Source organism: Citrobacter sp. CK180 (assembly GCF_030333655.1).
GTDB classification, from domain to species: domain Bacteria; phylum Pseudomonadota; class Gammaproteobacteria; order Enterobacterales; family Enterobacteriaceae; genus Citrobacter_B; species Citrobacter_B koseri.
This window is the reverse complement of sequence record NZ_JAOWFM010000055.1, coordinates 86723-108131: the sequence shown is the minus strand read 5'-3', so window position 1 is coordinate 108131 and position 21409 is coordinate 86723. Positions and strand designations below refer to the sequence as shown.

At 55.5% G+C, this 21409-nt stretch carries 13 protein-coding genes; 10 read left to right on the top strand and 3 right to left on the bottom strand.

Annotation, left to right across the window (positions count from 1 at the left end; all coding sequences use genetic code 11):
- Nucleotides 1-63 precede the first annotated feature (63 nt).
- Nucleotides 64-657, bottom strand: coding sequence for an NAAT family transporter YhgN (yhgN, locus tag OGV50_RS19370; protein ID WP_012135540.1), 594 nt, complete (start codon nucleotides 655-657; stop codon nucleotides 64-66).
- A gap of 191 nt (nucleotides 658-848) precedes the next feature.
- Between yhgN and asd the strand changes: the two genes are divergently transcribed.
- From asd to glgP, 6 genes are all read left to right on the top strand, one after another.
- A complete protein-coding gene (asd, locus tag OGV50_RS19365) occupies nucleotides 849-1955 on the top strand; it encodes an aspartate-semialdehyde dehydrogenase (protein WP_200093160.1) in 1107 nt (368 codons plus the stop codon).
- Nucleotides 1956-2317: 362 nt separating this feature from the next.
- Entirely contained in the window at nucleotides 2318-4504 is a 2187-nt protein-coding gene (gene glgB / locus OGV50_RS19360; RefSeq protein WP_012135537.1) for a 1,4-alpha-glucan branching enzyme, read from the top strand.
- Nucleotides 4501-6474 (top strand): glycogen debranching protein GlgX, encoded by a 1974-nt coding sequence (glgX, locus tag OGV50_RS19355; RefSeq protein WP_047460642.1) that lies wholly within the window; start codon nucleotides 4501-4503, stop codon nucleotides 6472-6474. Before glgB ends, glgX begins: the two co-directional genes overlap by 4 nt.
- Before the next feature lie 17 nt (nucleotides 6475-6491).
- A complete protein-coding gene (gene glgC / locus OGV50_RS19350; protein ID WP_024131017.1) occupies nucleotides 6492-7787 on the top strand; it encodes a glucose-1-phosphate adenylyltransferase in 1296 nt (431 codons plus the stop codon).
- Nucleotides 7787-9220, top strand: coding sequence for a glycogen synthase GlgA (gene glgA, locus OGV50_RS19345; protein WP_012135534.1), 1434 nt, complete (start codon nucleotides 7787-7789; stop codon nucleotides 9218-9220). Before glgC ends, glgA begins: the two co-directional genes overlap by 1 nt.
- A gap of 19 nt (nucleotides 9221-9239) precedes the next feature.
- Entirely contained in the window at nucleotides 9240-11687 is a 2448-nt protein-coding gene (gene glgP / locus OGV50_RS19340) for a glycogen phosphorylase (protein ID WP_049012094.1), read from the top strand.
- Between the two features lie 136 nt (nucleotides 11688-11823).
- Here the strand turns inward: glgP and glpD are convergent, their stop codons facing one another.
- Nucleotides 11824-13332, bottom strand: a complete 1509-nt coding sequence (glpD, locus tag OGV50_RS19335) for a glycerol-3-phosphate dehydrogenase (protein ID WP_200093162.1) — start codon at nucleotides 13330-13332, stop codon at nucleotides 11824-11826.
- Nucleotides 13333-13534: 202 nt separating this feature from the next.
- Here glpD and glpE point away from each other — a divergent pair, with 202 nt between their 5' ends.
- The 3 genes from glpE to OGV50_RS19320 all read left to right on the top strand — a co-directional run bounded on the left by glpE (nucleotide 13535) and on the right by OGV50_RS19320 (nucleotide 15641).
- Nucleotides 13535-13861 carry a thiosulfate sulfurtransferase GlpE gene (gene glpE, locus OGV50_RS19330; protein ID WP_012135529.1) on the top strand — a complete coding sequence of 109 codons (327 nt, stop codon included), beginning with the start codon at nucleotides 13535-13537 and terminating at the stop codon, nucleotides 13859-13861.
- A 75-nt stretch (nucleotides 13862-13936) separates the two neighbouring features.
- Nucleotides 13937-14767: a rhomboid family intramembrane serine protease GlpG gene (gene glpG / locus OGV50_RS19325; protein ID WP_012135528.1), complete on the top strand. Its 831-nt coding sequence runs from the start codon at nucleotides 13937-13939 to the stop codon at nucleotides 14765-14767.
- A 115-nt stretch (nucleotides 14768-14882) separates the two neighbouring features.
- Nucleotides 14883-15641, top strand: coding sequence for a DeoR/GlpR family transcriptional regulator (locus tag OGV50_RS19320; protein ID WP_012135527.1), 759 nt, complete (start codon nucleotides 14883-14885; stop codon nucleotides 15639-15641).
- Between the two features lie 47 nt (nucleotides 15642-15688).
- Here OGV50_RS19320 and malT read toward each other — a convergent pair whose 3' ends face one another.
- On the bottom strand, nucleotides 15689-18394 hold the full coding sequence (gene malT, locus OGV50_RS19315) for an HTH-type transcriptional regulator MalT (RefSeq protein ID WP_286488715.1): 2706 nt from the start codon (nucleotides 18392-18394) through the stop codon (nucleotides 15689-15691).
- Nucleotides 18395-19011: 617 nt separating this feature from the next.
- Between malT and malP the strand changes: the two genes are divergently transcribed.
- A complete protein-coding gene (gene malP / locus OGV50_RS19310; protein WP_058668199.1) occupies nucleotides 19012-21405 on the top strand; it encodes a maltodextrin phosphorylase in 2394 nt (797 codons plus the stop codon).
- Nucleotides 21406-21409: the final 4 nt, after the last annotated feature.

Below are 21409 nucleotides of genomic sequence, written 5' to 3'. Positions count from 1 at the left end.
AGTGAGCACATATCCACACCGTAGGCCGGGTAAGCGCAAGCGCCACCCGGCTTTTTTACATCCTCAGCCTTTCATCCACATCCGAATGCCGTCCAGGAACATTTGGGTCGCCATCATCACCAGAATCAACCCCATCAGACGTTCCAGCGCGTTAACCCCTTTCTCGCCCAGCAGACGCAGGAACAGCGACGATTGCAGCAGAATCACAAACGTGCCGCCCCAGGCGATCAGCAGAGCGATGACCAGATGCCCCATCTGGTTCGGATACTGATGCGATAACAGCATCAGCGTCGCCAGGATGGTCGGGCCCGCCACCAGAGGGATAGCCAGCGGTACGATAAACGGTTCTTCGCCCGCCGGGAGTCCGGCGCTGTTGCCTGATGCGCTGGGGAAAATCATCTTAATGGCGATCAGGAACAGAATAATCCCCCCGGAGATCGACACGGTTTCCGCCCGCAGGTTGAGAAAGGCCAAAATTTTCTCGCCCGCAAACAGGAAAATGAGCATCAGTAAAAGCGCAATAAACAGCTCGCGAACCATAATCGCCCGGCGGCGCTTTGGTTCGGTATGTTTCAGTACGGACATGAAAATGGGCAGGTTTCCGAGTGGATCCATAATCAGGATCAATAAAACTGCCGCTGAAATGATTTCATTCATAACTCAAATTCCCTGATAATTACTGCGGACTTTCTGCTTGCTTAGGAAGCGGGATAAGTCGCATTACTGATGGCTTCGCTATCATTGATTAATTTCACTTGCGACTTTGGCTGCTTTTTGTATGGTGAAGGAAGAACCAGTAGGACACTGGTTTGCATACACAGCACACATCTTTGCAGGAAAAAAACGCTATGAAAAATGTTGGTTTTATCGGCTGGCGCGGTATGGTCGGCTCTGTACTCATGCAACGCATGGTTGAAGAGCGCGACTTCGATGCCATTCGCCCTGTTTTCTTTTCTACTTCCCAGCTTGGGCAGGCAGCGCCGACGTTCGGCGGTACGCCCGGCGGCACACTTCAGGATGCCTTTGATCTCGACGCGCTGAAGGCGCTTGATATCATTGTGACCTGTCAGGGCGGCGATTATACCAACGAAATCTATCCAAAGCTCCGTGAAAGCGGCTGGCAGGGCTACTGGATTGACGCGGCATCCTCGCTGCGCATGAAAGACGACGCCATCATTATTCTTGATCCGGTTAACCAGGATGTCATTACCGACGGCCTGAACAACGGCATTAAAACCTTCGTCGGCGGTAACTGTACCGTCAGCCTGATGCTGATGTCGCTGGGCGGTCTGTTTGCTAATGACCTGGTGGACTGGGTTTCTGTCGCGACTTACCAGGCGGCGTCCGGCGGCGGCGCGCGTCATATGCGCGAACTGCTGGCGCAGATGGGCCACTTGTACGGTCACGTAGCCGATGAGCTGGCGACGCCTTCTTCCGCGATCCTCGACATTGAGCGCAAAGTGACGACCCTGACCCGCAGCGGCGACCTGCCGGTTGATAACTTTGGCGTACCGCTGGCGGGCAGCCTGATTCCGTGGATCGACAAACAGCTCGATAACGGCCAGAGCCGCGAAGAGTGGAAAGGCCAGGCGGAAACCAACAAAATTCTCAACACCTCTTCCGTGATCCCGGTGGATGGTCTGTGCGTGCGCGTCGGCGCGCTGCGCTGCCACAGCCAGGCGTTCACCGTTAAACTGAAAAAAGACGTGTCTGTTCCGACCGTAGAAGAACTGCTGGCCGCGCACAACCCGTGGGCGAAAGTGGTGCCCAACGATCGTGACATTACCCTGCGTGAGTTAACCCCGGCTGCCGTTACCGGCACGCTCACTACGCCGGTTGGCCGCCTGCGTAAGCTGAACATGGGGCCGGAGTTCCTCTCCGCCTTTACCGTTGGCGACCAGCTGCTTTGGGGCGCGGCAGAACCGCTGCGCCGTATGTTGCGTCAGCTGGCGTAATTGTGGATGGCCTGGTGGCGCGACGCTTATCAGACCCACCAATAACGTGAATCATCAGGCCGGATAACGCATCGCCGCCATCCGGCAAACAAAACAGAGTTTAAATGTTGGGTGCTGAGTCACCCTTTTTTTTGCGTAATACAGGAGTAAGCGCAGATGTTCCAATATTTACCAGGAGTAAGATAAAGCATTGGCTATTCTTTAAGGGTGTCTTAATACCGGAGGTATTAAGCCTTAGCCTGAAGGTGGGACGGGGCAGAGAGGATGCACATTGGTGCTGCGCCGTTCAGGTCAAAGAAGTGTCACAACCTGATGTCGAAGATCAGTTGGAAGGGGTGACACCATAAAACAGGAAGACAGCCATGTCCGATCGTATCGATAGAGACGTGATTAATGCGCTAATTGCGGGCCATTTTGCGGACCCTTTTTCCGTACTTGGTATGCACCAAACCACCGCGGGACTGGAAGTCCGCGCCCTATTGCCTGATGCCACCGAAGTGTGGGTGATTGAACCGAAAACCGGACGTAAAGTCGGCAAACTGGAATGTATCGACTCACGCGGTTTTTTTAGCGGTGTGCTCCCCCGACGCAAAAATTTCTTTCGCTATCAGCTCGCAGTTGTCTGGCATGGACAGCAGAATCTGATTGACGATCCTTACCGTTTTGGCCCGCTGATCCAGGAAATGGATGCCTGGTTGCTGTCTGAAGGCACGCATTTACGCCCGTATGAAACGCTGGGCGCACATGCCGACACAATGGACGGCGTTACTGGAACCCGTTTTTCCGTCTGGGCGCCGAATGCCCAGCGCGTCTCCGTCGTTGGGCAATTCAACTACTGGGATGGTCGCCGCCACCCGATGCGCCTGCGCAAAGAGAGCGGTATCTGGGAGCTGTTTATTCCCGGCGCGCAACACGGTCAGTTGTACAAGTTCGAGATGATCGATGCGCATGGCAAGCTGAGAATCAAAGCCGACCCGTATGCGTTTGAAGCGCAAATGCGCCCGGAAACGGCCTCGCTGATCTGCGGTCTACCGGAAAAAGTGGTGCAGACGGAAGAGCGCAAACAAGCCAACCGGTTCGATGCGCCAGTCTCCATCTATGAAGTGCATCTGGGCTCGTGGCGTCGTCATACCGATAACAATTTCTGGCTGAGCTACCGCGAACTGGCGGATCAGCTTATTCCATACGTAAAATGGATGGGCTTTACCCACCTCGAACTGCTTCCTGTTAATGAACATCCCTTTGATGGCAGCTGGGGCTACCAGCCGACCGGGCTGTATGCGCCGACCCGCCGTTTCGGCACGCGCGATGACTTCCGCTATTTCATCAATGCCGCTCATCAGGCGGGTCTGAACGTCATTCTTGACTGGGTGCCGGGCCACTTCCCGTCGGATGATTTTGGTCTGGCGGATTTCGACGGCACCAAACTGTATGAGCACAGCGACCCGCGCGAAGGGTATCACCAGGACTGGAACACGCTTATCTATAACTACGGGCGCCGTGAAGTCAGCAACTATCTGGTCGGGAACGCGCTTTACTGGATTGAGCGTTTCGGCATTGATGCGCTGCGTGTAGACGCCGTGGCGTCGATGATTTACCGCGACTACAGCCGCAAAGAAGGCGAGTGGATCCCCAACGAGTTCGGCGGGCGTGAGAATCTGGAAGCTATTGAGTTCTTACGCAATACCAACCGTATTCTGGGCGAGCAGGTGTCTGGCGCGGTGAGTATGGCCGAGGAGTCCACTGACTTCGCTGGCGTGTCCCGACCACAGGATATGGGCGGACTGGGTTTCTGGTACAAATGGAACCTGGGCTGGATGCATGACACGCTGGACTACATGAAGCTGGACCCGGTTCATCGCCAGTATCATCACGATAAGCTGACCTTCGGCATGCTCTACAACTACACCGAAAACTTTGTCCTGCCGCTGTCGCATGACGAAGTGGTGCATGGCAAAAAATCGATTCTCGACCGTATGCCTGGCGACGCCTGGCAGAAATTCGCCAACCTGCGCGCCTATTACGGCTGGATGTGGGCGTTCCCCGGTAAAAAACTGCTGTTTATGGGCAACGAGTTCGCCCAGGGGCGCGAGTGGAACCACGACGCCAGCCTTGACTGGCATCTGCTGGAAGGCGGCGACAACTGGCACCACGGCGTACAGCGGCTGGTGCGCGATCTCAACCATACCTATCGCCACCATAAAGCGCTGCATGAACTTGATTTTGATGCTTACGGTTTTGAATGGCTGGTGGTGGATGATAACGAACGTTCGGTGCTGATTTTTGTCCGCCGCGATAAAGTCGGCAATGAAATCATCGTCGCCAGCAACTTTACCCCGGTGCCGCGCCATGACTATCGTTTTGGCATCAATCAGCCAGGGAAATGGCGGGAGATTGTGAATACCGACTCCATGCACTACCACGGCAGCAATACCGGCAACGGCGGGGTGGTGCACAGCGACGAGATCGCCAGCCACGGCCGCCAGCACTCATTGAGTCTGACGCTGCCGCCGCTGGCCACCATCTGGCTTGTGCGGGAGGGTGAATGACGCAACTGGCAACCGGCAAAGCGACACCGCATGGCGCGACGTATGACGGTCATGGCGTCAACTTCACGCTTTTTTCGGCGCATGCGGAGCGCGTTGAACTGTGCGTGTTTGATGCGCTCGGCAATGAGCAGCGGTATGACCTGCCGGGGCGCAGCGGCGATGTCTGGCACGGCTACCTTGCCGATGCCAGACCCGGCCTGCGCTACGGGTATCGCGTACACGGCCCGTGGCAACCCGCGCAAGGGCACCGCTTTAACCCGGCAAAACTGCTTATCGATCCCTGCGCTCGCCGCGTTGAAGGAGAGCTGAAGGATAACCCGCTGCTGCACGGCGGGTACGACGAGCCGGATCATCGTGATAATGCCGCCGTTGCCCTGAAGTGCGTTGTCACCGCCGACCGCTATGACTGGGAAGATGACGCCCCGCCGCGCACGCCGTGGGGCAACACGGTCATCTACGAAGCGCATGTGAAGGGGCTGACGTACCTGCATCCGGCGATCCCGTCAGAGATTCGCGGCACCTGGAAGGCGCTGGGCCATCCGGTGATGATCGCGTATTTCAAGCAGTTGGGCATTACCGCGCTGGAACTGTTGCCGGTGGCGCATTTTGCCAGTGAACCGCGCTTACAGCGCCTGGGGCTGTCGAATTACTGGGGCTATAACCCGGTGGCGATGTTCGCGCTGCATCCGGCTTATGCCTGCTCCCCGGAAACGGCGCTGGATGAGTTTCGCGATGCCATCAAAGCGCTGCATAAAGCCGGTATTGAAGTCATTCTTGATATTGTGCTGAACCATAGCGCGGAGCTGGATCTCGACGGGCCGCTCTTCTCCCTGCGCGGAATCGACAACCGTAGCTATTATTGGATCAAGGAGGATGGCGACTATCACAACTGGACCGGCTGCGGCAACACCCTCAATCTGAGCCATCCCGGCGTGGTGGAGTTTGCGTGCGAGTGCCTGCGCTACTGGGTTGAAACATGCCATGTGGACGGTTTTCGTTTTGATCTGGCCTCCGTGATGGGGCGCACCCCGGCGTTCCGTCAGGATGCGCCGCTGTTTACCGCCATCAACAATTGCCCGGTATTGTCGAGCGTGAAGCTCATTGCTGAGCCCTGGGATATCGGCGAAGGCGGCTATCAGGTAGGGAATTTCCCGCCGCCGTTTGCCGAGTGGAACGACCATTTCCGTGACGCGGCCCGCCGCTTCTGGTTGCAACGCAATCTGCCCCTCGGTGAGTTTGCCGGACGTTTCGCCGGTTCCAGCGATGTGTTTAAACGCCACGATCGCCTGCCCAATGCGTCCGTCAATCTGATCACCGCGCATGACGGTTTTACGCTGCGCGACTGTGTTTGTTTCAATCAGAAACACAATGAGGCGAACGGTGAGGAAAATCGGGACGGCACCAACAACAATTACAGTGATAATCATGGTAAAGAGGGATTAGGCGGCACACTGGATCTGATTGAACGGCGGCGCGACAGCATTCACGCCCTGCTGACCACGTTGTTGCTCTCTCAGGGAACGCCGATGCTGCTGGCGGGCGATGAACACGGCCATAGCCAGCACGGCAACAATAACGCTTACTGCCAGGATAACGCATTAACCTGGCTGGACTGGCAGCAGGCAAACAGTGGGCTAACCACCTTTACCGCTGCATTGATTCATCTTCGCCAGCAGATACCGGCATTAGTGGGAAATCGCTGGTGGGAAGAAAATGACGGCAATGTTCGTTGGCTGAATAAAAATGCAGAGCCCTTAAGCGCGGGCGAGTGGGAAAACGGGCCGAAACAGATGCAGATCCTGCTTTCAGACCGCTTCCTTATCGCGATAAACGCCACGCTTGAGGTGACAGATATCGTTTTACCTGAAGGGGAGTGGCACGCTATTCCCCCATTCGCTGGAGAGGATAATCCGGTGATTACGGCTGTCTGGCAGGGACCTGCGCACGGACTGTGTGTGTTCCAGAGATGATAAAAAAGGAGTTAGTCATGGTGAGTTTAGAGAAGAACGATCGTGTAATGTTGGCGCGCCAGCTGCCATTAAAATCTGTTGCCCTGATCCTGGCCGGTGGCCGTGGTACACGCCTGAAAGATTTAACCAACAAACGTGCCAAACCTGCCGTGCACTTTGGCGGTAAGTTCCGCATCATCGATTTTGCCTTATCCAACTGTATTAACTCCGGGATCCGCCGCATTGGCGTGATTACGCAATACCAGTCTCATACTCTGGTACAGCATATTCAGCGCGGCTGGTCATTCTTCAGCGAAGAGATGAACGAATTCGTCGACCTGCTTCCCGCCCAGCAAAGGATGCAGGGCGAAAACTGGTATCGTGGAACGGCGGATGCCGTGACCCAGAACCTGGACATCATTCGTCGCTATAAAGCGGAATATGTGGTGATCCTCGCGGGCGATCATATCTACAAGCAGGACTACTCGCGCATGCTGATCGACCACTTCGAAAAAGGAGCGCGCTGCACCGTGGCGTGTATGCCGGTGCCGATTGAAGAGGCCACCGCGTTTGGCGTGATGGCGGTGGACGAGAGCGACAAGATCATCGAGTTTGTTGAAAAACCGGCGAATCCGCCAGCCATGCCTGGCGACGCGACGAAATCTCTCGCCAGCATGGGGATCTACATTTTCAACGCCGATTATCTGTATGAGTTGCTGGAGGAGGACGACAAAGACGACACCTCCAGCCACGATTTCGGTAAAGATATCATCCCAAAAATCACCAAAGCTGGTATGGCATATGCGCATCCATTCCCGCTGTCCTGCGTGCAGTCCGATCCCGAATCTGAACCTTACTGGCGCGATGTGGGTACGCTGGAAGCCTACTGGAAAGCCAACCTCGACCTGGCCTCGGTGACGCCGGAACTCGACATGTATGATCAGGACTGGCCGATCCGCACGCACATGGAGTCTCTGCCGCCTGCGAAATTTGTTCAGGATCGCTCCGGCAGCCACGGCATGACGCTCAACTCGCTGGTCTCCGGCGGGTGCATTATATCCGGTTCGGTGGTGGTGCAGTCCGTCCTGTTCCCGCGCGTGAGGGTGAACTCATTCTGTAACATCGATTCGGCAGTCCTGCTGCCAGAGGTCTGGGTTGGACGCTCATGTCGCTTGCGTCGTTGCATCATCGATCGCGCCTGCGTAATCCCGGAAGGTATGGTGATTGGCGAAAACGCGGAAGAAGATGCCCGTCGTTTCTACCGTTCAGAGGAAGGCATTGTGCTGGTCACGCGTGAAATGCTGCGCAAATTGCAGGTCAAACAGGAGCGATAATGCAGGTTTTACATGTATGTTCAGAGATGTTCCCCCTGCTCAAAACAGGTGGTCTGGCGGATGTGATTGGCGCGTTGCCTGCGGCACAGATTGCGGATGGTGTGGATGCTCGTGTGCTGCTTCCTGCATTTCCTGATATTCGTCGGGGCATCCCGGATGCGCAGGTAGTGACCCGGCGCGATACCTTTGCGGGAAGAATTACACTCCTGTTCGGGCATTATAACGGCGTGGGAATCTACCTGATTGATGCGCCGCATCTGTATGACCGTCCAGGAAGCCCTTATCACGATACGAATTTATTCGCCTATACCGATAACGTCCTGCGGTTTGCGCTGTTGGGATGGGTGGGATGTGAAATGGCCTGCGGGCTTGATCCATTCTGGCGCCCGGATGTGGTGCATGCGCACGACTGGCATGCAGGCCTGGCGCCTGCGTATCTGGCTGCGCGCGGGCGTCCGGCGAAATCGGTGTTTACCGTACACAACCTGGCCTATCAAGGCATGTTTTATGCACATCACATGGATGACATCCAACTGCCATGGTCGTTCTATAACATGCATGGTCTGGAGTTTAACGGGCAGATTTCATTCCTGAAGGCGGGGTTGTATTACGCCGACCATATTACGGCTGTGAGCCCGACCTATGCGCGTGAAATTACCGAGCCGCAGTTCGCGTACGGGATGGAAGGCCTGCTGCGTCAGCGTCATCAGGAAGGGCGTCTGTCCGGCGTGCTGAATGGCGTGGATGAGAAAATCTGGAGCCCGGAAACGGATCTGCTGCTGGCGGCGCGCTATACGCGTGACTCGCTGGAGGAGAAAGCGGAGAACAAGCGCCAGCTACAGATTGCGATGGGGCTGAAAGTGGATGACAAAGCGCCGCTGTTCGCCGTGGTCAGCCGTCTGACCAGCCAGAAAGGGCTGGATCTGGTGCTGGAGGCGTTGCCGGGATTGCTGGAGCAGGGCGGGCAACTGGCGCTGCTGGGCGCGGGCGATCCGGTATTGCAGGAAGGATTTTTAGCGGCGGCGGCGGAACACCCTGGTCAGGTGGGCGTGCAGATCGGCTATCACGAAGCCTTCTCTCACCGCATCATGGGCGGGGCGGATGTCATTCTGGTGCCCAGCCGCTTTGAGCCGTGCGGCTTAACGCAGTTATACGGACTGAAGTACGGCACGCTGCCGCTGGTGCGGCGTACCGGTGGGCTTGCTGATACGGTGTCGGACAGTTCGCTGGAAAACCTGGCGGACGGCATCGCCAGTGGGTTTGTATTTGAAGATAGTAATGCCTGGTCTCTGTTACGGGCGATCCGGCGTGCTTTCGTGTTGTGGTCCCGACCTTCGCTCTGGCGGTTTGTGCAACGGCAGGCTATGGCCATGGATTTTAGCTGGCAAGTCGCGGCGAAGTCTTACCGCGAGCTTTACTATCGCTTGAAATAGTTATCCAGGAATCACCTATATGAATGCTCCATTTACTTATGCATCGCCCACTCTTAGCGTAGAAGCGCTTAAGCATTCTATTGCCTACAAACTGATGTTCACGATTGGTAAAGATCCGGTCATTGCCAATAAACATGAATGGCTGAACGCCACGCTGTTCGCGGTGCGCGATCGCCTCGTGGAACGCTGGCTGCGTTCTAACCGTGCTCAACTGTCGCAGGAAACCCGTCAGGTCTATTACCTGTCGATGGAATTTTTGATTGGCCGAACCCTCTCCAATGCCTTGTTATCGTTGGGTATTTACGACGATGTTAAAGGGGCGCTGGAAGCGATGGGGCTGGATCTCGAAGAACTGATTGATGAAGAGAACGACCCCGGTCTTGGCAACGGCGGTCTTGGCCGTCTGGCGGCGTGCTTCCTTGATTCGCTGGCGACCCTGGGCCTGCCGGGGCGCGGCTATGGAATTCGCTACGACTACGGCATGTTCAAGCAGAACATTGTCGAGGGGCGGCAGAAAGAGTCCCCGGACTATTGGCTGGAATACGGCAATCCGTGGGAGTTTAAACGCCATAATACGCGCTACAAAGTGCGTTTCGGCGGGCGAATTCAGCAGGAAGGCAAGAAAGCCCGCTGGATTGAAACCGAAGAGATTCTGGCGGTGGCCTATGACCAGATTATCCCGGGTTATGATACCGACGCCACCAACACGCTGCGCCTGTGGAGCGCTCAGGCCAGTAGCGAAATCAACCTTGGTAAATTTAACCAGGGCGACTACTTCGCGGCGGTAGAGGATAAAAACCACTCTGAAAACGTATCCCGCGTGCTTTACCCGGATGACTCCACCTATTCGGGGCGCGAGCTGCGCCTGCGCCAGGAGTACTTCCTGGTTTCCTCAACGGTACAGGACATTCTGAGCCGCCACTACCAGCTGCATAAAACCTATGACAACCTGGCGGATAAAATCGCCATTCACCTCAATGATACTCACCCGGTGCTGTCGATCCCGGAACTGATGCGCTTGTTGATTGATGAGCACAAATTCAGCTGGGACGATGCGTTTGAGGTGTGCTGCCAGGTCTTCTCCTACACCAACCACACGCTGATGAGCGAAGCGCTGGAAACCTGGCCGGTGGATATGCTGGGTAAAATCCTGCCGCGTCATTTGCAGATCATCTTTGAGATTAACGACTACTTCCTGAAAACGTTGCAGGAGCAGTATCCCAACGATACCGCTCTGCTGGGGCGGGCGTCGATTATCGATGAGTCCAACGGTCGCCGCGTCCGTATGGCGTGGCTGGCGGTGGTGGTGAGCCATAAAGTGAATGGCGTATCGGAGCTGCACTCTAACCTGATGGTGCAGTCGCTGTTTGCTGATTTTGCGAGTATCTTCCCGACCCGCTTCTGCAACGTGACCAACGGCGTGACGCCGCGCCGCTGGCTGGCGCTGGCGAACCCGTCGCTTTCTGAGGTGCTGGACGAAAATATCGGGCGCACCTGGCGTACGGATCTCAGCCAGCTAAGCGAACTACAGCAGCATTGCGATTTCCCGCTGGTGAATCACGCGGTGCGCCAGGCGAAGCTGGAAAACAAAAAACGGCTGGCAATACTCATCGCTCAGCAGTTGAACGTGGTGGTCAATCCGAAGGCGTTGTTTGATGTGCAGATTAAACGTATTCACGAGTACAAACGTCAGTTGATGAATGTGCTGCATGTGATTACGCGTTATAACCGCATCAAGGAAGATCCTGAGGCGGAATGGGTGCCACGCGTGAATATCTTTGCCGGTAAGGCGGCTTCGGCCTATTACATGGCGAAGCACATTATTCACTTGATCAATGACGTTGCTAAGGTGATCAACAACGATCCGCAGATTGGCGATAAGCTGAAAGTGGTGTTTATCCCGAACTACAGCGTGAGCTTGGCACAGGTCATTATTCCTGCCGCCGACCTGTCTGAGCAGATTTCGCTGGCGGGTACGGAGGCGTCCGGCACCAGTAACATGAAGTTTGCGCTCAACGGCGCGCTGACCATCGGTACGCTGGACGGCGCAAACGTCGAGATGCTGGAGCATGTGGGGGCGGAGAATATCTTTATCTTTGGCAATACGGCGGAAGAGGTGGAAGAACTGCGCAAGCAGGGCTATAAACCGCGCGAGTATTACGAAAAAGATGCGGAGCTACACCAGGTGCTGACGCAGATCGGCAGCGGCGTGTTCAGCCCGGAAGAGCCGGGGCGCTACCGTGATCTGGTGGATTCGTTGATTAACTTTGGCGACCACTATCAGGTGCTGGCGGATTATCGTAGCTATGTTGATTGCCAGGATAAGGTGGATGAATTGTATCGTCATCCCGAAGAGTGGACCGCGAAAGCGATGCTCAATATCGCCAATATGGGGTATTTCTCCTCCGACAGGACGATCAAGGAGTATGCCGAAAATATCTGGCACATTGATTCGGTAAGGCTGTAACAAGGGACAGGACTAGCTGTAGGCCGGATAAAGCGTTAGCCGCCATCCGGCAAAAGGCCCGGTGGTGCTGACGCTTACCGGGCCTGTGGACTGTTTTGTAGGCCGGATAAGGCGTAGCCGCCATCCGGCATTGTCATTACGACGCCAGCGACAACTGACGTTTGCCAATATATTCCGCCAGCCACTGGCTCACGCGGGACTGCTGCTCGGCGTTGAGCCACATCCCTTCTTTGGTGCGGCGCCACAACGCGTCGTCCGCACGACGTACCCATTCGTGATCCACCAGATACTTCAGCTCCGCTTCGTAAAGTTCGTGACCGAAATCTTCACCTAACTCAGCAACGGAGGTGGCTTCACCGAGGATCCACTCGGTATTGCTGCCGTAGGTGCGGGAATAATGACGCGCCAGCGACTCCGTCAAGAACGGATAGCGGCGGCGCAGTTTGGCCGCGTAATCTTCACGATCGCCGCCGATATCCCCGCCAGGAAGCACGCACTCTTTAGTCCAGGCCGGGCCAATGCCCTGGTAATAGGACGACAGTTTTTCCATCGCGTGTTCGGCCAGCTTACGATAAGTGGTCAGCTTACCGCCGAATACCGACAACAGCGGCGCTTTGCCGTTTTCATCGTGGATATCCAGCGTGTAGTCACGGGTGATCGCCTGCGGAGAATCGGACTCGTCGTCGCACAGCGGACGCACGCCGGAGTAGGTCCAGACGATATCGTCGCGACCCAGTTGTTTCTTGAAGTGCGCGTTATAGACTTTCAGCAGGTAATTGATTTCGCTTTCATCAATTTTCACTGCTTTCGGATCGCCTTTGTACTCAACGTCAGTGGTGCCGATGATTGAGAACTCATCCATCCACGGAATCACAAATACGATACGCTTATCTTCGTTTTGCAGGATATAAGCCTGTTTCTGCGTATGCACGCGCGGCACCACAATGTGGCTGCCTTTGATCAGACGAATGCCGTAGGGTGAAGGCAGGTGCATACCGTCGTCGAAGAACTGTTTTACCCACGGCCCCGTGGCGTTGACCAGACCACGCGCCTGCCAGGTGTGCTTTTTACCGGTATCGATATCTTCCGCTTCTACGATCCACAGACCGTTTTCACGACAGGCAGAGGTCGCTCGGGTACGGGTTAACACTTCCCCGCCTTTACGCACCACCATTTGGGCGTTTGCCAGAACCAGACGCGCATCGTCTACCCAGCAGTCAGAATATTCGAAACCGCGCACGATCTCCGGTTTCAGCACCGAATCTGTGCCAAAACGCAAACCGGTTGAACCGGGCAGACTGGTGCGTTTGCCCAGATGATCGTACATAAACAGACCAATTCGGATCATCCATGCCGGGCGCAGGTGCGGGCGGTGAGGCAGGCGGAAGCGCATCGGGAAGGCGATGTGCGGCGCCATTTTCAGCAGCACTTCACGTTCGGCCAGCGCTTCGCTGACCAGGCGGAATTCGTAGTGTTCAAGGTAGCGCAAGCCACCGTGAATTAATTTAGAGCTGGCGGAAGAGGTTGCACAGGCCAAATCCTGCGCTTCCAGCATGAGCACGGATAAACCACGTCCGGCGGCGTCTGCCGCGATACCCGCACCGTTAATGCCCCCGCCTATCACAATCAGATCTTTGGTTTCCATGCTACCCTCTTGCACTTTCGTTAAAGCTCAAAAATGTTCGTTATCGAGCATAATAGCAAAAAAACGAGCTGGTGGTAACATCGAAAAAACATTTTAGAGTGATACATATAACATTATGGCGTTTACTTACCCCGGCGACGTACACTGAACGGTAAAATAGCCATCTGCATATAAAGCCTGCATATAAAAGAAAGAGAGACTCATGGATCAGTTTGAATGTATTAATGTCGAAGAAGCTCACCAGAAGCTGCACCAGGGAACGGCGGTGCTGGTGGATATCCGCGATCCGCAAAGCTATGCGATGGGCCACACGCCGCAGGCGTTCCATCTGACCAACGATACGCTGGGCGCGTTTATGCGCGACCATGATTTCGATACCGTGGTGATGGTGATGTGCTATCACGGCAATAGCAGCAAAGGCGCGGCACAGTACCTGCTACAACAGGGTTATGACGCGGTTTACAGTATTGATGGCGGGTTTGATGCCTGGCACCGCCATTTCCCCTCAGAGGTGGCATTTGGCGCATAAGCCCACAAAGATGCAGCCTGAAGCCGGAAGGGCCTATATACTGTCCTCTTTTGTGTGGACTAAGCGACAGCAACAATGTTGATGATTACCTCTTTTGCTAACCCCCGCGTGGCGCAGGCATTTGTTGATTACATGGCGACGCAGGGCGTTATCCTGACGATTCAACAACATCATCAAAGCGATGTCTGGCTGGCGGACGAATCTCAGGCCGAGCGCGTGCGGGCGGAGCTGGCGCGCTTTCTGGAAAATCCCGCCGATCCGCGTTATCTGGCGGCAAGCTGGCAGTCCGGTCATACCGGCAGCGGGCTGCACTATCGCCGTTTCCCGTTTATCGCCACATTGCGCGAGAGGGCGGGCCCGGTCACCTGGCTTATTATGATCGCCTGTATCCTGGTGTTCGTTGTGATGAGCATCGTCGGCGCGCAGAGCGTCATGGTGTGGCTGGCGTGGCCGTTTGATCCGTCACTGAAATTTGAGTTCTGGCGCTATTTCACCCATGCGTTTATGCATTTCTCGTTAATGCATATCCTCTTCAACCTGTTGTGGTGGTGGTATATCGGCGGGGCGGTGGAAAAGCGTCTGGGCAGCGGAAAACTGATCGTTATTACCGTCATCAGCGCATTGCTGAGCGGTTATGTACAGCAGAAGTTCAGCGGCCCGTGGTTTGGTGGGCTTTCCGGCGTGGTTTACGCGCTGATGGGCTACGCCTGGCTACGTGGTGAACGCGATCCGCAAAGCGGCATATATCTACAGCGTGGGCTTATTGCTTTTGCGTTGATCTGGATTGTTGCCGGGTGGTTTGATGTGTTTGGCATGTCGATGGCGAACGGTGCGCACATCGCCGGGCTGGCCGTGGGGCTGGCGATGGCATTTGCTGACACGGTGAATGCGCGAAAACGAACATGATTGGGGTTGCGCCGGATGGCGGCGAAACGCCTTATCCGGCCTACTAAAAATGCACGGTCGGTAGGCCGGATAAAACGCCATGCGTCGCCATCCGGCAAAATTCCAGGGAATAACAATGAAACAGACACAACGTCATGACGCTATCATCGAACTGGTAAAAAAGCAGGGATACGTCAGCACTGAAGAACTGGTGGAACATTTCTCCGTCAGCCCACAAACCATCCGTCGGGATCTCAACGACCTGGCGGAGCAGAATATGATCCTGCGCCACCACGGCGGCGCGGCGTTGCCTTCCAGCTCGGTAAACACGCCGTGGCACGATCGTAAAGCGACGCAAACGGCGGAGAAGGAACGTATTGCGCGGAAAGTCGCCACGCAAATCCCCAACGGTTCAACGCTGTTTATCGATATCGGCACGACGCCGGAAGCGGTGGCGCATGCCTTGTTGGATCACAGTAACCTGCGCATTGTGACCAACAATCTCAACGTGGCGAACACGCTGATGGTGAAAGAGGATTTTCGCATTATTCTCGCTGGCGGTGAGCTTCGCAGCCGTGACGGCGGCATTATTGGCGAAGCGACGCTCGATTTCATCTCTCAATTCCGCCTGGATTTTGGCATTCTGGGGATCAGCGGTATCGACAGCGATGGGTCGCTGCTGGAATTTGATTATCACGAAGTACGCACGAAACGCGCGATTATTGAAAATTCACGCCATGTGATGCTGGTTGTGGATCACTCTAAGTTTGGTCGTAATGCGATGGTGAATATGGGCAGCATTAGCCTGGTGGATGCCGTCTATACCGATATGACGCCGCCAGCAGGGGTATTGCAGGTGCTTACCGACCACCATATTCAGTTAGAGTTGTGCTGATCATCGTGATTGTAGGCCCGGTAAGCGTAAGCGCCACCGGGCAATCATCACACCCCGTACCCCATCATTTTCAAAAGCCTCTGCGCATGTTGTACGGCGTCCTGACGATGCGCGACGCCGAGCTTCTGATATAAATTGCGAATGTGCGTTTTGATGGTCGTGGCCGCAACCGCCAGCTCGCCAGCGATTTGCTCGTTGCTGTAGCCGGAATAGATCAGTCCCAGAACCTGCCACTCACGCTGCGTTAGCGGGCTGGTGCGGATCAGCTCCGGTACGTCCGGGTGATTTAACAGCCGCTCCACAAAGCCTTCGTCAAAATGGGCGAACTTATGTCGATGGTGCTGGTTAATTTCCCGCAGGATGCGCTGTGCGCGATGTTGTTCAAGCTCCGGCAGCGTATTCAACTGAATCAACTGACGCAGTTGCTGCGCCATCGCTTCGCCTTCAATCACAAAGTGGCTGATGAAACCGGTACGGTTCGCCAGTTGCAGCGCATCAAGCAACACCCGCTGGGCGTCGTTTTTACGTCCGGCCTGCCAGTACAGCTGATTAAGCAACAGCAGGTTACGGTTAAGATCGCTCATTAAACGCAGGCTACGGGCATTTTCGTTTAGCTCTTCCAGCACAATCTCTGCGGATTCAAACTCACCCAGCAGGATCTGCGCCCTGGCGATATTACGCCACTGGCCTTGCAGGAAGTGGTTGTTGGCAAATTCTGGTTTCGGCGTATGACGCAGCCAGTTGGCGGCGGACTTCTTATCGCCCGTCATCTGCCAGTAAATCACGCGAACCTTATCGGCATTGGAAATCCAGTCGCTGTGATACTGGCCGTTGCCCAGCAGGTTCTCCAGACGGTTCAACTGCGTGCGGGCATTATCCAGATCGCCGCGCGCCAGCGAGCACTGCACCAGCAGCGCCAGACATTGCAATTGCTGCTGCGGCTGGAATGCGGAAAGCACATCAATACCGCTGCGGGCGGAGGCTTCCGCTTCGTCAAGACGCGCCCATGCCCACAGAAGCTGCGCGCGAATGCGCATCAGGAACTCGTGCATCGGCAACTGTTCGAGATGTTGCTCTTTAATCAGCTGGAACGCTTTCTCCTGGGTTTCCCAGGCGGCCTGCAAAAAGCCCTGGGCGAAGAGAATTTCACTTTGTTGGAGCAGGCTCCAGAGGGCGTAATGCCAGACGTCATGATGACGCGACATTTGCTCAGTTTGCTGCATCAGCGACAGTGAACGGGAGAGATCGCCTTTACAGTGCAGCACTTCGCCGTGTACGGAGGTGGCGACAATACGGCTGTAAAACCAGGCGATCGGCAGCTCATCCAGCGCCAGTTTTGCCAGCCGTTCCGCTTCATCCGGGTTGCCGTCGTTAATCGCGACCTGAGCGCGCAGGGCGTTGAATTCCGCATGCAGCGTACCGTCCATCATGCCCTGAATTTCTTGCTCAGCGCGCGCCAGCAGGGTATTCACTTCGCTGTAGCGGTGCTGGCTTTGCATCAGCCATGCCTGCAACAGAACCAGCCGCGGGTTTTCCAGCAAACTTTCCCACGGCAGGGCCTTTAATGACTCTTCCAGCAGCGCCAGCTTACTGTGGTTAAACAGCCCCCACGCATGATTCAGCAGGATATCGCGCAGCATATGCGCATCGCCCGCCGCCAGGGCATGGTGAATGGCTTCGCTGGGGAAACCTTGCGCCATCCAGCTTTCGGCGGCAGCGCGGTGGATATCCGGCAGCTCGGTCGCCAGTTCCCACTGGCAACGCTGACGCAGGAAACTGCCAAACAGCGGGTGATAGCTGAACCATTCGCCCGTATCGTCCATGCGTTGCAGGAACAGCCCCTGACGCTCAATCTCCTCCAGACGCATCTGCCCGTTCTCTTCGCCCGTCACGCGCACGATCAGCGCATCGTTCATCGAACGCAGGATGGCGCTTTTCAGCAGAAAATGCCGGGTACTCACGTCCACGTTGTCCAGCACTTCATCGACCAGGTAATCAGACAGATGGCTGGCGTTGATTCCCGCCAGGCGTCTCGCAGACTGGTGCGCGGAGTTATTGTTCTGGCGGGCGGAAAGGGCGATAAGCTGTAGCGCGGTTGCCCAACCGGCGACGTCGTCGCACATCCGGCTGCTCTCGGCGGCTTCGATAGGCGAGGACAGACGGCGGTCAAAGAACTGTTTTGCTTCCTGATGGTTAAAGGCTAATTGCTGGCTGCCGATTTCCAGCAGCTGATCGCGAACGCGCAGATTAGCGATGCCGAGCTGCGGTAAATTACGCGACAGCACGACCAGCGTGAGATTTTCGGGCTGATGGCGCAGGAAAAAGCGCATCGCGTCGTGGATCACCGGGTTTGTGATCAGATGGTAATCATCAATGACCAGATAAAGCGGGCGATGCCACTCAGCCAACTCAATAAAGAGTTGCGCGAAAAGGGAGGTCAGGCTGACGTACTGGCGTTTTTGCACCATGACTTCACTGGTGGAGCAATGCCCGCCCGTTGCCTGCTGAAGCGCGGCAATTAAATAACTGGCGAATCGCTCCTGCTGGTTGTCGCCTTCATCCAGCGAGAACCAGCCTAACTCGTTTTTCCCGGCTGCCCACTGTGAAACAAGCGTGGTTTTCCCATAGCCCGCAGGGCTTGTTACCAGGGCCAGCCTGAAATTGTTCGCGCCGGAAAGTTTAGCCAACAGGCGCTCACGAACCACCGTATGGTCGAGTCGAACCGGACGACTTAATTTAGACGGAATCAACATAGTAATCACTTCACTGTGAGGAAATGGGGAAATGCGATTTTTTTTGCGCTTCGTAATTAATAGATATAAGGTCGGACAGAAACCGGTTTAATGCAAGCTATGCAAGTTTTTTGTGTGTCTGAATTTGCACTCTGTCACAATTCTAAATATCCATTGCAAGAAACGGTTTAGCACGGTCTGAGTGTGCGTGGAGACTGGGATAGTGCCCGATCCTGCCTGCCCCAAATAATGCCATTTCCTCTGTGTGGTTACTGTGCTTTTTAATGAAAGTCAGGAAGTAATGAACTCAGGGAATTATTCAGGAACGGAAATAACTGAATGGGTTTGATATTTCAGGTTAGAAACTATTTCCGCATTTACATATTCACTTTCAATAAACCTCCGCGATTTAATTATTTGTGTCATCGTGCGTAAAACGGCGTGCAGTCGCAGGTATGCTGTGCGGTAATTCGACGTATTCACCGGCAATCCACTACCTTTAAGTGGCGGCGATCACACTTTTATGCTCATCCCCACTACTCCTCCCTGCCTAATCCCGGGTGGGATGAGGAAGGTCAACATCGAGCCAGGCAAACTAACGATAACGTTGTTTTATTACCTGAGGATTCGGAATTTCTATGTCACAGCCTACCTTCAACAAAGATCACTTTCAGGCTGCCCTGATGCGTCAGTGGCAGCGTTTCGGTTTACTGTCGGCTCATGAGATGACATCTCGCCAGTGGTGGCAGGCCGTTAGCGGCGCACTGGCTGAATTGCTCAGCGCGCAACCTGCGGCGAAACCGGCTAAAAACCAGCGTCATGTTAACTACATCTCGATGGAATTCCTGATTGGCCGCCTGACCGGGAACAACCTGTTGAATCTGGGCTGGTATCAGGCGGTGAGCGATGTGCTGAAAACGCACGACGTCAACCTGACCGACCTGCTGGAGGAAGAGGTTGATCCTGCGCTGGGCAACGGTGGTTTAGGGCGTCTGGCGGCATGTTTCCTGGACTCTATGGCGACGGTAGGCCAGTCCGCAACGGGCTATGGCCTGAACTACCAGTATGGGCTGTTCCGTCAGTCTTTTGTCGATGGGCAACAGATGGAAGCGCCGGATGACTGGCATCGCGGTAGCTACCCGTGGTTCCGTCACAATGAACAGCTTGATGTTCAGGTCGGTATTGGCGGTAAAGTGACGAAGGACGGGCGTTGGGAACCGGGTTTTGTGATCACCGGGCAGGCGTGGGACTTGCCGGTGCTCGGCTACCGGAACGGCGTCGCACAGCCGCTGCGTTTGTGGCAGGCCGCGCATGCGCATCCGTTTAACCTGACCAAATTCAACGACGGCGATTTCCTGCGCGCGGAGCAGCAGGGGATCGACGCGGAAAAACTGACGAAAGTCCTCTATCCGAACGACAACCACACCGCAGGCAAAAAGCTGCGCCTGATGCAGCAGTATTTCCAGTGCGCCTGCTCGGTAGCGGATATTCTGCGTCGTCACCACCTGGCGGGGCGCAAACTGCATGAGCTGGCGGAGTATGAGGTCATTCAACTCAACGATACTCACCCGACCATCGCTATCCCTGAATTGCTGCGCGTGCTGCTCGATGAGCACCAGCTAAGCTGGGACGACGCCTGGGCCATCACCAGTAAAACGTTCGCCTACACCAACCATACGCTGATGCCGGAAGCGCTGGAGTGCTGGGATGAGAAACTGGTGAAAGCGCTGCTGCCGCGCCATATGCAGATCATCAAAGAGATTAATGACCGCTTTAAGAAACAGGTTGATAAAACCTGGCCGGGCGATAAGCAGGTGTGGGCGAAGCTGGCGGTAGTGCACGACAAGCAGGTGCGGATGGCCAATATGTGCGTGGTCAGCGGCTTTGCGGTCAACGGCGTTGCGGCGCTGCACTCCGATCTGGTGGTGAAGGATCTGTTCCCGGAATATCACCAGCTGTGGCCGAACAAATTCCACAACGTGACCAACGGCATTACGCCGCGTCGCTGGATCAAACAGTGCAACCCGGCACTTGCGGCGCTGCTGGATAAGTCGTTGAAGAAAGAGTGGGCTAACGACCTCGATCAGCTGATCAACCTGGAGAAATTCGCCGACGACGCGGCGTTCCGCAAAACGTATCGTGAGATTAAACAGGCGAATAAAGTCCGCCTGGCCGAATTTGTGAAAATGCGCACCGGGATTGAAATCAACCCGCAGGCGATTTTCGATATCCAGATTAAGCGCCTGCACGAATATAAGCGCCAGCACCTGAACCTGCTGCATATTCTGGCGCTGTACAAAGAGATCCGCGAAAATCCGAAAGCAGACCGCGTGCCGCGCGTGTTCCTGTTTGGCGCAAAAGCGGCGCCGGGCTACTATCTGGCGAAAAACATCATCTTCGCCATTAACAAGGTGGCGGAAACCATCAACAACGACCCGAAAGTCGGCGATAAGCTGAAAGTGGTCTTCCTGCCGGACTACTGCGTTTCGGCGGCGGAAATGCTGATCCCGGCGGCGGACGTCTCTGAGCAGATCTCTACTGCCGGTAAAGAAGCCTCCGGCACCGGCAATATGAAGCTGGCGTTGAACGGCGCGCTGACGGTCGGTACGCTGGATGGGGCGAACGTTGAGATCGCCGAACAGGTCGGGGACGAGAATATCTTTATCTTCGGTCATACCGTGGAAGAGGTGAAACGGCTGAAGGCCAAGGGCTACGACCCGGTGAAATGGCGTAAGAAAGACAAAGTGCTGGACGCGGTGCTGAAGGAGCTGGAAAGCGGCAAATACAGCAACGGCGACAAGCACGCTTTTGATCAGATGCTGCACAGCATTGGCAAACAGGGGGGCGATCCGTACCTGGTGATGGCGGACTTTGCCGCCTACGTTGCGGCACAAAAGCAGGTGGACGTGCTGTATCGCGACCAGGATGCCTGGACCCGGGCGACGATCCTGAACACCGCGCGTTGCGGGATGTTCAGCTCGGATCGCTCCATCCGCGATTATCAGGCTCGTATCTGGCAGGCAAAACGCTAAGGAA

Excerpts from the sequence above, each read along its gene's own strand:
- OGV50_RS19320 (WP_012135527.1), top strand. The coding sequence starts at position 14,883 with ATGAAACAGACACAACGTCATGACGCTATCATCGAACTGGTAAAAAAG.
- malT (WP_286488715.1), bottom strand. The coding sequence starts at position 18,394 with ATGTTGATTCCGTCTAAATTAAGTCGTCCGGTTCGACTCGACCATACG.
- yhgN (WP_012135540.1), bottom strand. The coding sequence starts at position 657 with ATGAATGAAATCATTTCAGCGGCAGTTTTATTGATCCTGATTATGGAT.
- glpD (WP_200093162.1), bottom strand. The coding sequence starts at position 13,332 with ATGGAAACCAAAGATCTGATTGTGATAGGCGGGGGCATTAACGGTGCG.
- malP (WP_058668199.1), top strand. The coding sequence starts at position 19,012 with ATGTCACAGCCTACCTTCAACAAAGATCACTTTCAGGCTGCCCTGATG.
- glgX (WP_047460642.1), top strand. The coding sequence starts at position 4,501 with ATGACGCAACTGGCAACCGGCAAAGCGACACCGCATGGCGCGACGTAT.
- glgB (WP_012135537.1), top strand. The coding sequence starts at position 2,318 with ATGTCCGATCGTATCGATAGAGACGTGATTAATGCGCTAATTGCGGGC.
- glgA (WP_012135534.1), top strand. The coding sequence starts at position 7,787 with ATGCAGGTTTTACATGTATGTTCAGAGATGTTCCCCCTGCTCAAAACA.
- glpG (WP_012135528.1), top strand. The coding sequence starts at position 13,937 with ATGTTGATGATTACCTCTTTTGCTAACCCCCGCGTGGCGCAGGCATTT.
- asd (WP_200093160.1), top strand. The coding sequence starts at position 849 with ATGAAAAATGTTGGTTTTATCGGCTGGCGCGGTATGGTCGGCTCTGTA.
- glpE (WP_012135529.1), top strand. The coding sequence starts at position 13,535 with ATGGATCAGTTTGAATGTATTAATGTCGAAGAAGCTCACCAGAAGCTG.
- glgC (WP_024131017.1), top strand. The coding sequence starts at position 6,492 with ATGGTGAGTTTAGAGAAGAACGATCGTGTAATGTTGGCGCGCCAGCTG.
- glgP (WP_049012094.1), top strand. The coding sequence starts at position 9,240 with ATGAATGCTCCATTTACTTATGCATCGCCCACTCTTAGCGTAGAAGCG.